Here is a 12,758-nt window from a genome sequence, read left to right on the forward strand (position 1 = left end):
CCAAAACATCAGCTCTAGCTCCTGGAGATGATTGCTCGTGAAACTCCACCGCGGCCTGCGCAGATGGGCCGTGACCGCGACCGCCGCCTGCCTGGCGACCTTAGGGCTCGTCGCCGGCCAGACCACGGCCGCACAGGCCGCGGTCGCCTGTGACGTCTCCTACACGCCCAACACGTGGACGACGAGTCCGGGGCAGGGCGGCTTCACCGCGAACATCACCCTCAAGAACCTCGGCGACCCCCTCACCGCATGGACGCTGGCCTTCGACTTCCCCACCGCCGGACAGAAGTACACCCCGAGCGGCTGGGGCGCCAACTGGAGCCAGACCGGGACCCGCGTCACCGGGCAGAGCCTGTCGTACAACGGCAACCTGGCCACCGGCGCCTCGACCAACATCGGCTTCAACGGCACGTGGAGCGGCAGCAACCCGAACCCGGCCTCCTTCAGCGTCAACAACGTGACCTGTGGCGGCGGCAATCCGACGACGCCCTCGGTCGTCACCTCCGCGAGCTCGGTGTCCGTCAACGAGGGCGGCACGGCGACCTTCACCGCCAAGCTGTCGGCCGCGCCCACCGCCAACGTGACCGTCGCCACCACCCGGACCAGCGGCGACACGGACCTGACCGTGAGCTCCGGCGGCTCGCTCACCTTCACCCCGAGCAACTGGAACACCGCCCAGACCGTGACCCTCGCGGCGGCCCAGGACTCCGACACCACCAACGGCACGGCGGCCTTCAGCGTCGGCGGAACCGGCGTCACCGCCGCCACCGTCAACGCCACCGAGGTCGACGACGACACCACGCAGACGCAGTCGCTGGTCGTGACCCCGACCGCGGTGACCGTGCCCGAAGGCGGCAGCGCCACCTACACGGTCAAGCCGGCCATCCAGCCGTCGGCGAACCTGACCGTCACCTCCACGGCCGGCAGCGGCGACGCCGACCTCACCGTGACCTCGGGCGGCTCGCTCACCTTCACCTCCGCCAACTGGAACACCGCCCAGACCGTGACCCTGAGCGCGGCCCAGGACTCCGACAGCACCAACGGCACGCGTACCTTCACCGTCGCCTCCAGCGGTCTGACCAGCCGGACGGTCACCGCCACCGAGGCCGATGACGACGGCACGCCGCCCCCCGGGCACGTCGACAACCCGTACGCGGGCGCCACCGGCTACGTCAACCCCGACTGGAAGGCCAAGGCCGCGGCCGAGCCGGGCGGTGCCGCGGTGGCCAACACCTCCACCGCCGTGTGGCTGGACCGCATCGCCGCCATCGCCGGCAGCTCGTCGGTCATGGGCCTGCGGGCGCATCTGGACGCGGCCGTCACCCAGGACGCCGCCAACGGCTCCGCGCCGCTGACCGTCCAGTTCGTCATCTACGACCTGCCCAACCGCGACTGCTCGGCGCTGGCCTCCAACGGCGAACTGCTCGTCGCGGAGAACGGGCTCAACCGCTACAAGACCGAGTACATCGACCCGATCGCCGCCATCATGAGCGACTCGAAGTACGCGAACCTGCGGATCGTCACGATCATCGAGCCCGACTCGCTGCCCAACCTGGTCACCAACCTGAGCTTCCCCAAGTGCGCCGAGGCCAACTCCACTGGCGCCTACGTCCAGGGCGTCCAGTACGCGCTGAACAAGCTGCACGCGATGTCGAACGTCTACACCTACATCGACGCCGCCCACCACGCGTGGCTCGGCTGGGACTCGAACTTCAACCCGTCGGTGAACCTCTTCTACTCCACCGCCGCCGGTGCCGCCGCCGGAGTGGACAGCGTCGACGGATTCATCGTCAACACCGCGAACACCTCCGTCACCAAGGAGCTGTACTTCAACATCAACACCACGGTGAACGGCACCTCGGTCCGGCAGTCCAAGTGGATCGACTGGAACTGGTACGTGGACGAGACGTCCTTCGCCCAGGCCCTGCGCACCGCGCTGATCGGCAAGGGCTTCAAGCAGGGGCTCGGCATGCTGATCGACACCTCGCGCAACGGCTGGGGCGGAAGTGCCCGCCCGAGCGGCCCGAGCACCTCGACGGACGTCAACACCTTCGTCAACGAGTCACGCATCGACCGGCGCATCCACGCCGGCAACTGGTGCAACCAGAGCGGCGCGGGCCTCGGCGCGCGGCCGACCGCCAACCCCGACTCCGGCCTGGACGCCTACGTGTGGGTCAAGCCGCCCGGCGAGTCGGACGGCGCCAGCACGGACATCCCGAACGACGAGGGCAAGAAGTTCGACCGGATGTGCGACCCCACCTACACCGGCAACGACCTCAACGGCCACAACCTGACGGGCGCGCTGCCCAACGCGCCGCTGTCCGGCCAGTGGTTCTCCGCCCAGTTCCGCCAACTGCTCCAGAACGCCTACCCGCCCGTCTCCTGACGAGCACCTGCCCGTCCGTCTCGTGACGAACGCTACCTGTCCGTCTCCCGACGAACGCCAACCTGTCCGTCTCCTGACGGCCGCTCGTCCGCCGGTCCCCTGACGAACGCCTGCCCGTCCGTCGCCCGGCGGCCATGACGAAGGCCCAGGCCGATTCTTCGGCCTGGGCCTTCGCTCAACCTTCCGCTCAACCGCCCGCTCACCGTGCGGCTGTCGCCTCGGCGCGCTTTCGCCCGCGTCACCGTCAGGGGGGCGGAACGTCCTCGTCCTGCTCGTTCGAGTAGTCGCCGCTGTCGAGCGGCATGCGATCCGGCTCGCGCCGCTCCGCCTCGAACCGCTCAGCGCGGTTCTGGCCGGCCACCTCCGGCCGCTTCTTCCCGCGTAGGCTGCGCAGGTAGTCGACGGGGCTCGTCGCCGTCTGGTCCCCTTGGAGCCGCATGGCCTCCTCGACCTCCACGTACTTGTGAATGTGTACGTGAGCCGCCTCATCGCCCCCGCCGCGCCCCATGTCGGCCCCGGCCGTGCGCTGCGACGGCACGCCCGTGGGCCGGATGCCGTAGTGCCGGTAGAGCCTGGCCTCTTCCTCCAGCGAGAGGCGGCCGTCGACGTCGATGTTGGGCGCGTCCTTGATGGTGTCCTTGTCGAAGGGAACGCGGATCTCCTCTCCCGACCGGCGGGCGTTCATCAACGGAACGAATGTCTGCCTCATCCCGAAAAGCCCCGTGCGTACGGTCACCCACTCGGGCTCGCCCGTGCTGTCGTTGAGATAGACCTGCCCCACCTTTCCGATCTCCTCGCCGTCCGCACCGATGACACGGCTGCCGAGCAGGCTGCGGATCTCTGTTTGCATGGCCACGGCGATCCCCCCGAGTCTCGTCCGTCCGCCCGGCGGCGCACCGACCGGGCTCAAAGTGAACGAATACCCCCAAACCTCGCAAAACCACACCTTCTACGCGAGGTTTGGGTCCACCTTGGGTACTGCTTTGGACGGATAAATAGCTAAACAGCGGGCGAATTGCTGTTCGGAAAAGGGCGGGTATTCAGTCGCCAGTAAGGCGATATCCCGCCACGAAACGACTATCGTGCAGGCATGGCGAGCTATCCCCCTATGCAGCCGGGTCTGGTCGCTGCCATGCATGACCAATGGACCGCCCCATGTCCTGGCTGACCTACGCCTGCCAGCACCTGCCCGGCGCGACGGTGATCGCCGTCGGCGGCGAGCTGGACGCCACGAACGAGGACAGGCTCGACGCCTTCATCCGGGAATGCCGCCAGCGGCCCGGCGACCACCTCGTGTTCGACCTCGCGGAGGTGCACTTCATGGACAGCGCGGGGCTCCGGCTGCTGCTCAGCACCTATACCTTCTCCCGGCAGCACGGTGGCAGCGTCCGCCTGGCGGCGCTGCAGCCCATGCCGGCCCGGATCGTCGAGGTGACCCGGATAGGCGAGCACTTGCCGGTCCACAGCACGCTCCAGGAGGCTCTCACCGCGGCCCTCACGGGCAACGGCGGCTCCGGGGCGGCCTGAAGCCTGCCCCGGCTGCCAGATGGGTCAGCTCTTCTCGGGCTTGGCCGCCTCCTCGTCCTTGACCAGGCTCCCGCAGGTGTAGCCCGGCTCCCGCTCGGGATCGAGGCGGATGTCCCCCAGGTTCGTCGACTCGGCCGGTCGACGGAAGGTGGTCATGTAGTCGCAGTCGTAGAAGACGTACGTGCCGTCGCTCTCGCCGAGCAGCATGAGGTCGCGCCCGTCGTACAGCGGCTTGTCGTCACCGTCCTTCACCACCACCCACTGGTCCTGGAACCCCACCATGTTCAGCAGGTCATTGGCCTGCCCGGTGTTACGCACGTCCCCCGCGCCCATGACGAGCCCGACGAGCAGGAGCATGCCCAGCCCGATGCCGGTGAGGGCGCCCACGAGCACCTTCATCCCGGCCCGCCCGACCGGCTTGCGGCGCAGCAGCCGGAACGGCACCACGAACGCCAGGATCCCGAGCACCAGGGCGCCCAGCACGTGCAACGGCGAGATCTCCAGGGTGAACAGATAGGAGGTGCTGAGATAGGTCACCCCGCACCAGGCGGCGGCGATGACCGCCGCGATCCATGGCCGCCGCCTGACGGCCTGGACGAGCCGGTTGACCGCGCCGCGCGTCACCTTGTCGAGCAGCCACCCCACCGCCACCAGGGCCCCGATAACGGGCAGCAGGATGAGCAGGAGCATGATCAGCGTGCCCATGAGCCGCCCGAGCAGGACGGACTGGTCGATCCCCGCCTGTTCGGGATTGATGTCGAAGACCCAGTACATCTGCTGAATGCCCAGGTACAGCATCGCGTACAACCCGACGCCCACCGGGACCACCACGGAGCCAATGAGCTCCAGCATCCCCACGACACTGCCGGACGCCTCCTCCTCCGGCGGGAGAGGAGGGATATCAGTTTGCTCCTGAGAGAGCTGTTGCGTAGTCACAGAGGATGACCATGCAGTGACATGGTTGAATTTTGGTTGATATCGGATAAACAGTTACGCCCGAAAACCGTGGTGCTGCTTCTTCCCGCTCGCGGCCGCCACCCTGATCCGCCTGATCGGCGCGCGCTGCAGCGCGATGTGGGCCAGGCGCGGCAGCCACATCGTGAGCCGGACCGTGGTGCCCGTGGGGCCGGTGTGGAAGCTGGCGCCGTCGCACAGGGTGCGGATGAGGTAGATGCCCCGGCCGGTGGGCGCGATGTCGGGCGGCCGCCGGTGCTCGTCGACATACTCGTCGGGGATGCCCGAGCCCTCGTCGATGGTCTCCGAGCGGAGCATCCGGTCGCCCGTCCACAGCGTGAAGTGCCCGCGCCCGCCGCCGTGCTCCACGGCGTTGATGATGCTCTCGTGCACGGCGAGGATGTAGTCCTCCAGCCGCGCGCCGCTCAGCCCACAGCCCGCCGCCCGCTCCGCCACGGACTGGCGTAGCCCGGTCACTTCATCAAGAGTGAAGGACTGGGCCAGCAGGGTGCGCATGACAGGCTCCTCATCGCCGCCGGGCGTATGACCACGTCGAATGACAACCCTTCGCCCTGCCCGCCACTCCGCGCATTACACCGTCAACAGGCATTCGTCCAGGAAACAACCCCGGTTATCCCGTGGCGAGCTCCCCCTCCGTGTTGCGAACGCGGTTTCCGGGGTCGGTCAACACGCCCGACGAGGCGGGCGGATCGGACACCTCCCGTCCTTCCGAGAGCCAGCAAAAAGGCACTTTACACTCTCCGTATTGGATGAGTAACTATTGGTGGCGGACGCTTTACAGAAGGAGCCCTGCAGCATGGCGGTCGGCGGATGGCAAGACCCCGTGGGACCTCGCATCGACAAGCGCCTCAATGGATTCCTGGACGACTGGCGCGCGCCGGTGTCCGATCCGGACGTGGCGGCGGCGTACGAGCTGCTGACGAGCTTCATCCTCAGCGGCGGCAAGCGGATCCGCCCGCAGCTGTGCTACTGGGGGTGGCGGGGAGCCGGCGGCGACGACTGCGACGAGATCATCAGTGCGGCGGCGGCGCTTGAGCTCTGCCACGCCGGGCTGCTCATCCACGACGACATCATGGACGGCAGCGACATGCGGCGGGGTCGCTCGACGATCCACCGCAGCCTGGCCGACCTGCACGAGGGGCCGGGCGCCGAGGCGTTCGGCCAGGCGGGCGGGATCCTGCTCGGCGCGCTCAGCCTGGCCTGGTCGGACGCGCTGCTGTCGTCGTGCGGCGTGGAACCGGCCCGGCTGCACGGCGCCCACCACGTGTTCGACGCCATGCGCACCGAGGTCATCAGCGGCCAATACCTCGACGTGCTCGGCCAGCTCCGAGCGGGGGCCACGGTGTCGGCGGCGCTGACGGTGATCCGCTACAAGACCGCCAAGTACACCGTCGAGCGCCCCCTGCAGATCGGCGGCGCCCTGGCCGGCGCGGATCCCGACCTGCTCGACTCCTACTCGCGCTTCGGCGTGCCGATCGGCGAGGCGTTCCAGCTGCGCGACGACGTGCTCGGCACGTTCGGCTCCTCGGCCGACACCGGCAAGTCGGCACTCGACGACATGCGCGAGGGCAAGAACACCGTCCTGATCGCGCATGCCCTGAGACGGGCGACGCCCGCGCAGCTGTCCTACCTGCGCAGCTGGCACGGCAACCAGGAGCTGACGGAGGAGCGGGCGGCGGAGCTGCGCGGGATCCTGCTCGACACCGGCGCGCTGGCCGAGGTCGAGGACATGATCGACCAGCGGGTGCGCGAGGCCGCCAAGGCGCTGGAGGCGGCGCCCATCACTTCCGAGGCGCGCGACGCGCTGACCGTGCTGGCCGGCCAGCTCGCGCACCGGGACCGGTAGGAGCGAACATCATGGGACGAGTACTTCTGGCGGCTCCGCGCGGCTATTGCGCGGGTGTGGAACGTGCCATCGACACCGTCGAGGAGACCCTCAGACGCTACGGACCGCCCGTCTACGTGCGCAAACAGATCGTGCACAACACCTACGTGGTCGATGACCTCAGCGACCGGGGCGCGATCTTCGTCGACGAGCTCGACGAGGTCCCGGAGGGCGCCCTGGTCGTCTTCTCGGCGCACGGCGTCTCGCCCGCGATCAAGCACGAGGCGGCCGGTCGAGGTCTGCGCACGATCGACGCGACCTGCCCGCTGGTCACCAAGGTGCACAGGGAGGCCGTACGCCTGGCCGAGTCGGGCTACGAGATCGTGCTCATCGGCCACGCGGAGCACGAGGAGGTCGAGGGCACCGTCGGCGAGGCGCCCGACCGCATCCACGTGGTCGACCCGGCCCGGCCCGACGAACTGACGGGCGCCGGCTCGGCCAGGATGAGCTGGCTGTCGCAGACCACGCTGGCGGTCGAGGAGACCATGGACGCCGTCGCCCGGCTGCGCGAGCGCTTCCCCCAGCTCATCGACCCGCCGAGCGACGACATCTGCTACGCCAGCCAGAACCGCCAGGAGGCGATCACCAGGATCGCCGCCCAGTGCGACCTGGTCATCGTCGTCGGCTCCGCCAACTCCTCCAACTCGCGGCGCCTCGTCGAGGTGGCCGTGAACGCCGGCGCGCGGGCGGCCCACCTGGTCGACCGGGCCGGCGACGCCGACGAGCACTGGCTCGACGGCGTACGGACCGTCGGGGTGACTTCGGGCGCCTCGGTCCCAGAAGAGCTGGTCACCCAGTTGCTGGCCTGGCTGGCCGCCCGCGGCTACGCCGACGTGGAGCCGGTGACGCTGACCGAGGAGACCCTCAAGTTCTCCCTCCCGCCCGAACTCAGAGCCACTCAGAACCCCGGCTAGCAAACCCTCTAAAGATTGGTGGTGCACGATGACCGAAACGACCGAGTCGACCGAGGCCAACGGCCAGCAGCTCAGCCTCAGCACCGATGCCGCCAAGAACCTGGCGACGACCACGAAGACCGCCCCGCAGATGCAGGAGATCACCTCCCGCTGGCTGCTCAAGCTGTTGCCGTGGGTGCAGACCTCCGGTGGCGTCTTCCGGGTCAACCGCCGGCTGACCTACACCCTGGGCGACGGTCGCATCACGTTCACCACCAGTGGCGCGGACGTGCGCGTCATCCCGGCGGAGCTCACCGAGCTGCATCAGCTGCGCGGCTTCAGCGACGGTGAGGTCCTGCAGTCGCTCGCCGACGGGTTCAGCCAGCGCGAGTACGAGGCGGGCGAGGAGATCGTCCGTGAGGGCGCTCCCCTCGACCAGCTGGTCCTGATCGCCCATGGCCGGGTGGCCAAGACCGGCCGCGGCGCGTACGACGACGAGCAGAACCTCGGTGTGCTGGCCGACGGCGACCATTTCGGCGAGGAACTGCTGGGCGAGCCAGGCCAGTGGGCGTTCACGGCGAAGGCCAAGACCGCCTGCACCGTGCTCACGCTCTCGCGGCCGAACCTACAGGCGGTCCTCGACCGGTCCCCCGCGCTCCGCGCCCACCTGCGCAGCACGCGGGACGCCGAAGCACGGTCCCAGAACGCCTACGGCGAGGCGGCGATCGAGCTGGCCGCCGGCCACCACGGCGAGCCCGCACTGCCCGGCACGTTCGTCGACTACGAGCTCACCCCGCGCGAGTATGAACTGAGCGTCGCCCAGACCGTCCTACGGGTGCACAGCAGGGTCTCCGACCTGTACAACCAGCCGATGAACCAGCTCGACCAGCAACTCCGGCTGACCGTCGAGGCACTACGCGAACGCCAGGAACACGAGCTGATCAACAGCCGCGAGTTCGGGCTGCTGCACAACGCCGATTTCAGCCAGCGCATCCGCACCCGCGGCGGCGCTCCCACGCCCGACGATCTCGACGACCTGCTGTCCACGGTCTGGAAGGAGCCCGCCTTCTTCCTCGCGCACCCGCAGGCCATCGCGGCCATCGGCAGGGAGTGCAGCAAGCGCGGCATCTACCCGCAGGCCAGCGAGGTCAACGGGCACCGCATCCCGGCCTGGCGCGGAGTGCCGATCTTCCCGTGCAACAAGATCCCGATCACCGGCGCCCGGACGACCTCCATCCTGCTCATGCGCACCGGACACGAGAACCAAGGCGTTGTCGGCCTGCACCAGACCGGCATCCCCGACGAATACCAGCCCAGCTTGTCGGTGCGTTTCATGAACATCAATGAGAAAGCCGTCATCTCCTACCTGGTCACTGCCTACTTCTCCGCTGCCGTACTCGTTCCCGACGCACTCGGCATTCTCGAAGACGTCGCACTCGGCAGCTGAGCGCGGATCGGTTCACCCGGCCCAATGATTGGCGGTGTTTCGGTTGACGGAATTGGATCAGCGGGACTCAAGGCAGAGCCTGGGCACGGAGGCGGCACGCCGACTCGCCACCACGACCAAGACTGCCCCGCAGATGCGGGAGATCTCTTCACGCTGGCTGCTGCGGGCGCTTCCGTGGGTACAAACCGCAGCCGGCACCTACCGGGTGAACCGCCGGCTCACCTATCAGGTCGGCGGCGGCCGGGTCAGCTTCGCCCGCGCGGGCGCTGTGACGCGGGTGATCCCGCCCAGCCTGACCGAGCTGCCGCTGCTGCACGGGTTCGACGGCGACCCGCTGCTCGACACCCTGGCCGGGGAGTTCGAGCAGCGGGAATACGCGCGGGGCGAGATGATCGTGCAGGAGGGCCGCCCGGCCGACGCCCTCCTTCTCCTCGCGCACGGCAAGGCCGACAAACTGCAGACCGGCCCGTACGGCACCAGCGTCCTGCGGGAGACGCTGGCGGACGGCGATCACACGGGCCACGACCTCCCCGAGCGGGAGGACCGGTGGGCGTACACGCTCAGGGCCGCCACCACCTGCACGGTGCTGGTCCTGCCCTGGGCGGTGTTCCGCGCGCTGACGGCGGTCTCGCCGACGTTGCGGGCGCAGATCGAGGCGCACCGGGACCGACGGGCCCGGCCGCAGAACAAGCACGGCGAGGCGGCGATCGAGCTGGCCGCCGGACACACCGGCGAGCCCGCACTGCCCGGCACGTTCGTCGACTACGAACTCACCCCGCGCGAGTACGAACTGAGCCTCGCCCAGACCGTCCTACGGGTGCACAGCAGGGTCTCCGACCTGTACAACCAGCCGATGAACCAGCTCGACCAGCAACTCCGGCTGAGCATCGAGGCACTACGCGAACGCCAGGAGTACGAGCTGATCACCAACCGGGACTTCGGGCTGCTGCACAACGTCGATGCCCGGCAGCGGATCTCCACGTACGGCGGCCCGCCTACGCCCGACGATCTCGACGAACTGCTCAGCCGCAGGAAGAAGACCCGTTATTACCTGGCCCATCCCCGCGCCATCGCCGCCTTCGGCCGGCAGTGCAACGCGCGCGGGGTCTACCCCGACACCGTCCAGCTCGACGGCAGCAGGCTGACGGCCTGGCGCGGGGTGCCGATCCTGCCCTGCGACAAGATCCCGATCAGCCCGGAGGGGACCACCTCGATCTTCGCGTTCAGGACCGGCGAGGAGGACTCGGGCGTCGTCGGCCTGCACCAGACCGGCATTCCGGATGAGTACCAGCCGGGGCTCAGCGTCCGCCTGGCCGGTATCGACGGGAAGGGGATCATGTCGTATCTGGTCAGTGCCTACTACTCGGCCGCGGTCCTGCTGCCCGACGCGCTGGGCATGCTCGAGAACGTCGAGGTGATGGGCTGATGACGCGTTCCGTGGATGGGGAGGCGGCCCAGCCATTCGAGCTGCCGGACTTCTACCTTCCGTATCCGGCCCGCCTCAACCCGCACGTCGAGGAGGCGCGCGCCCAGTCCAGGCAGTGGGCGCGCGGCATGGGCATGCTGGAGGGCTCGGGCATCTGGGAGCAGGCCGACCTCGACGCCCACGACTACGCCCTGCTGTGCGGCTACACCCATCCCGACTGCGACGGCGCCGAGCTCTCGCTGATCACCGACTGGTACGTCTGGGTCTTCTTCTTCGACGACCACTTCCTGGAGGCCTTCAAGCGCGGCCACGACCGTGAGGGCGGCAAGCGCTACCTGGACCGGCTGCCCGCCTTCATGCCGATGGACCTGTCGTGCGCGACGCCGGAGCCGACCAACCCGGTCGAGGCGGGGCTGGCCGACCTGTGGGCCCGTACGGTCCCCGCCAGATCGCTCGCCTGGCGGGAGCGTTTCGCCGAGAGCACCCGCAACCTGCTGAACGAGTCGCTCTGGGAGCTGTCCAACATCAACGCGGGCCGGGTGCCCAATCCGATCGAGTACATCGAGATGCGGCGCAAGGTCGGCGGCGCGCCATGGTCGGCCGGGCTGGTCGAGCACGCCGTGGGAGCCGAGGTCCCGGCGCGCGTCGCCGGCTCCCGGCCGATGCGGGTGCTGCGCGACGCCTTCGCCGACGCGGTGCACCTGCGTAACGACCTGTTCTCCTACCAGCGGGAGACCCAGGACGAGGGCGAGCTGAGCAACGGCGTCCTCGTGCTGGAGAAGTTCCTCGGCTGCACCACGCAGGAGGCCGCGGACGCGGTCAACGACCTGCTCACCTCGCGGCTGCAGCAGTTCGAGCACACCGTGTTCACCGAGCTGGGCCCGCTCTTCGTCGAGCAGGGCCTGGACCCGCTCTCCTGCGCGGGCGTGCTGGCCTACGTCAAGGGGCTGCAGGACTGGCAGTCGGGCGGCCACGAATGGCACATGGCCTCCAGCCGCTACATGAACGAGCGCGCGACCCGCAGACCACTGGGCACGACCTCGATCGTCGACCTGCTCGGCGCGAAGCGGATCCGCAGCTTCACCCACGTCCCGCACACGCCCGTCGGCCCGTCGCGGATCCCCGACCTCTACATGCCGTTCGAGGTCAGCGGCTCGCCCCACCTGGATACCGCCCGCCTGAACCTGGTCGCCTGGGCACGCGCGATGGGGATACTCGAAGCGCAGCCGGGCGTCACCGGCTCGGCCGTCTGGGACGAGGAGAAGCTCGTCGACTACGACCTGGCGCTGTGCGCCTCCGGGCTCCATCCCGACGGGACGCTGGAGGAGCTGGACCTGGCCGCGGCCTGGCTGGCGTGGGGAACGTACGGCGACGACTACTTCCCCGCAGTCTTCGGCCGATCCCGCAACCTGGCCGCCGCCCGCGCCACCGTCGACCGGTTCGGCGCCTTCATGCCGCTCGACGGCTCGGCTCCCCCGGCTCCGGTGACCGCTCTGGAGCGGGGGCTGTCCGACCTCTGGACCCGTACGGCGGGGCCGATGAGCATGACCGCACGGCTCAGGTTCCGCGCGGCCATCGAGGATATGTGCGCGTCCTGGCTGTGGGAGCTGGACAACCTGCTGCTGAACCGGGTGCCCGACCCCGTCGACTACATCGAGATGCGGCGGCTGACCTTCGGCTCCGACCTGACCATGAGCCTGTGCCACCTGACCCACGAGGAGGCGATCCCGGGGGATGTCCATCGGGCCGGGTCGATGATCTCGCTGAAGAACGCGGCCGCCGACTACGCCACCCTGCTCAACGACGTCTTCTCGTACCAGAAGGAGATCGAGTTCGAGGGTGAGCCGCACAACGGCGTGCTGGTCGTCCAGAACTTCTTCGACTGTGACTACCCGGTGGCGCTCGGCATCGTCGCCGATCTGATGACGTCCCTGATGAAGGAGTTCGAACACGTCTTCGCGCACGAGTTCCCGGTCATGTACGACGACCTCCGGCTGGACGGGGAGGCACGCGCGGCCGTGAACGGCTACGTGGCGAAGCTGCGCGACTGGATGGCGGGCATCCTCAGGTGGCATCGCGACTGCCGTCGCTATGACGAGCCGTCGCTACGGCGCCACCACCGGCCGCCCGAGTGGCGGCTGGGCGGGCCGACGGGCCTGGGCACCTCGGCGGCGTTGATCGTCTGACGCGGCTTGGGCCGCGTGGGCGGCGTGTTTCGT

Annotated in this window: 10 protein-coding genes; 7 read left to right on the forward strand and 3 right to left on the reverse strand. The window is 68.9% G+C overall.

Annotation, left to right across the window (positions count from 1 at the left end):
* Nucleotides 1-37: 37 nt before the first annotated feature.
* Nucleotides 38-2,386 carry a glycoside hydrolase family 6 protein gene (locus ACIBO2_RS17045; RefSeq protein ID WP_358533418.1) on the forward strand — a complete coding sequence of 783 codons (2,349 nt, stop codon included), beginning with the start codon at nt 38-40 and terminating at the stop codon, nt 2,384-2,386.
* Between the two features lie 244 nt (nt 2,387-2,630).
* Here the strand turns inward: ACIBO2_RS17045 and ACIBO2_RS17050 are convergent, their stop codons facing one another.
* Nucleotides 2,631-3,236, reverse strand: a complete 606-nt coding sequence (locus ACIBO2_RS17050) for a PRC-barrel domain-containing protein (protein WP_397298572.1) — start codon at nt 3,234-3,236, stop codon at nt 2,631-2,633.
* Between the two features lie 305 nt (nt 3,237-3,541).
* Between ACIBO2_RS17050 and ACIBO2_RS17055 the strand changes: the two genes are divergently transcribed.
* Nucleotides 3,542-3,913, forward strand: a complete 372-nt coding sequence (locus tag ACIBO2_RS17055; protein ID WP_358533421.1) for an STAS domain-containing protein — start codon at nt 3,542-3,544, stop codon at nt 3,911-3,913.
* Between the two features lie 24 nt (nt 3,914-3,937).
* Here ACIBO2_RS17055 and ACIBO2_RS17060 read toward each other — a convergent pair whose 3' ends face one another.
* Both ACIBO2_RS17060 and ACIBO2_RS17065 read right to left on the reverse strand, forming a co-directional pair.
* Nucleotides 3,938-4,765, reverse strand: coding sequence for a hypothetical protein (locus tag ACIBO2_RS17060; protein ID WP_358533424.1), 828 nt, complete (start codon nt 4,763-4,765; stop codon nt 3,938-3,940).
* A gap of 138 nt (nt 4,766-4,903) precedes the next feature.
* A complete protein-coding gene (locus tag ACIBO2_RS17065) occupies nt 4,904-5,383 on the reverse strand; it encodes an ATP-binding protein (RefSeq protein ID WP_397297793.1) in 480 nt (159 codons plus the stop codon).
* 301 nt (nt 5,384-5,684) lie between these two features.
* Between ACIBO2_RS17065 and ACIBO2_RS17070 the strand changes: the two genes are divergently transcribed.
* From ACIBO2_RS17070 to ACIBO2_RS17090, 5 genes are read left to right on the forward strand one after another with little or no spacing between them, the layout of a single operon-like run.
* Nucleotides 5,685-6,734: a polyprenyl synthetase family protein gene (locus ACIBO2_RS17070; protein WP_358533430.1), complete on the forward strand. Its 1,050-nt coding sequence runs from the start codon at nt 5,685-5,687 to the stop codon at nt 6,732-6,734.
* 11 nt (nt 6,735-6,745) lie between these two features.
* Nucleotides 6,746-7,687, forward strand: a complete 942-nt coding sequence (locus ACIBO2_RS17075; protein ID WP_358533433.1) for a 4-hydroxy-3-methylbut-2-enyl diphosphate reductase — start codon at nt 6,746-6,748, stop codon at nt 7,685-7,687.
* Between the two features lie 28 nt (nt 7,688-7,715).
* Complete coding sequence (locus tag ACIBO2_RS17080; RefSeq protein WP_358533436.1) at nt 7,716-9,113, forward strand: family 2B encapsulin nanocompartment shell protein; 1,398 nt, start codon at nt 7,716-7,718, stop codon at nt 9,111-9,113.
* A 52-nt stretch (nt 9,114-9,165) separates the two neighbouring features.
* Nucleotides 9,166-10,539 carry a family 2B encapsulin nanocompartment shell protein gene (locus ACIBO2_RS17085; protein ID WP_397298574.1) on the forward strand — a complete coding sequence of 458 codons (1,374 nt, stop codon included), beginning with the start codon at nt 9,166-9,168 and terminating at the stop codon, nt 10,537-10,539.
* Complete coding sequence (locus tag ACIBO2_RS17090; RefSeq protein ID WP_397297797.1) at nt 10,539-12,725, forward strand: germacradienol/geosmin synthase; 2,187 nt, start codon at nt 10,539-10,541, stop codon at nt 12,723-12,725. Before ACIBO2_RS17085 ends, ACIBO2_RS17090 begins: the two co-directional genes overlap by 1 nt.
* Nucleotides 12,726-12,758 lie beyond the last annotated feature (33 nt).

Source organism: Nonomuraea sp. NPDC050022, assembly GCF_044460705.1.
In the GTDB taxonomy this organism is placed as follows: Bacteria; Actinomycetota; Actinomycetes; order Streptosporangiales; family Streptosporangiaceae; genus Nonomuraea.

What these genes read in the sequence shown, in the direction of transcription:
- ACIBO2_RS17050 (WP_397298572.1), bottom strand. Translation starts at nt 3,236, where the DNA reads ATGCAAACAGAGATCCGCAGCCTGCTCGGCAGCCGTGTCATCGGTGCG.
- ACIBO2_RS17055 (WP_358533421.1), top strand. Translation starts at nt 3,542, where the DNA reads ATGTCCTGGCTGACCTACGCCTGCCAGCACCTGCCCGGCGCGACGGTG.
- ACIBO2_RS17060 (WP_358533424.1), bottom strand. Translation starts at nt 4,765, where the DNA reads ATGCTGGAGCTCATTGGCTCCGTGGTGGTCCCGGTGGGCGTCGGGTTG.
- ACIBO2_RS17065 (WP_397297793.1), bottom strand. Translation starts at nt 5,383, where the DNA reads ATGCGCACCCTGCTGGCCCAGTCCTTCACTCTTGATGAAGTGACCGGG.
- ACIBO2_RS17070 (WP_358533430.1), top strand. Translation starts at nt 5,685, where the DNA reads ATGGCGGTCGGCGGATGGCAAGACCCCGTGGGACCTCGCATCGACAAG.
- ACIBO2_RS17075 (WP_358533433.1), top strand. Translation starts at nt 6,746, where the DNA reads ATGGGACGAGTACTTCTGGCGGCTCCGCGCGGCTATTGCGCGGGTGTG.
- ACIBO2_RS17080 (WP_358533436.1), top strand. Translation starts at nt 7,716, where the DNA reads ATGACCGAAACGACCGAGTCGACCGAGGCCAACGGCCAGCAGCTCAGC.
- ACIBO2_RS17090 (WP_397297797.1), top strand. Translation starts at nt 10,539, where the DNA reads ATGACGCGTTCCGTGGATGGGGAGGCGGCCCAGCCATTCGAGCTGCCG.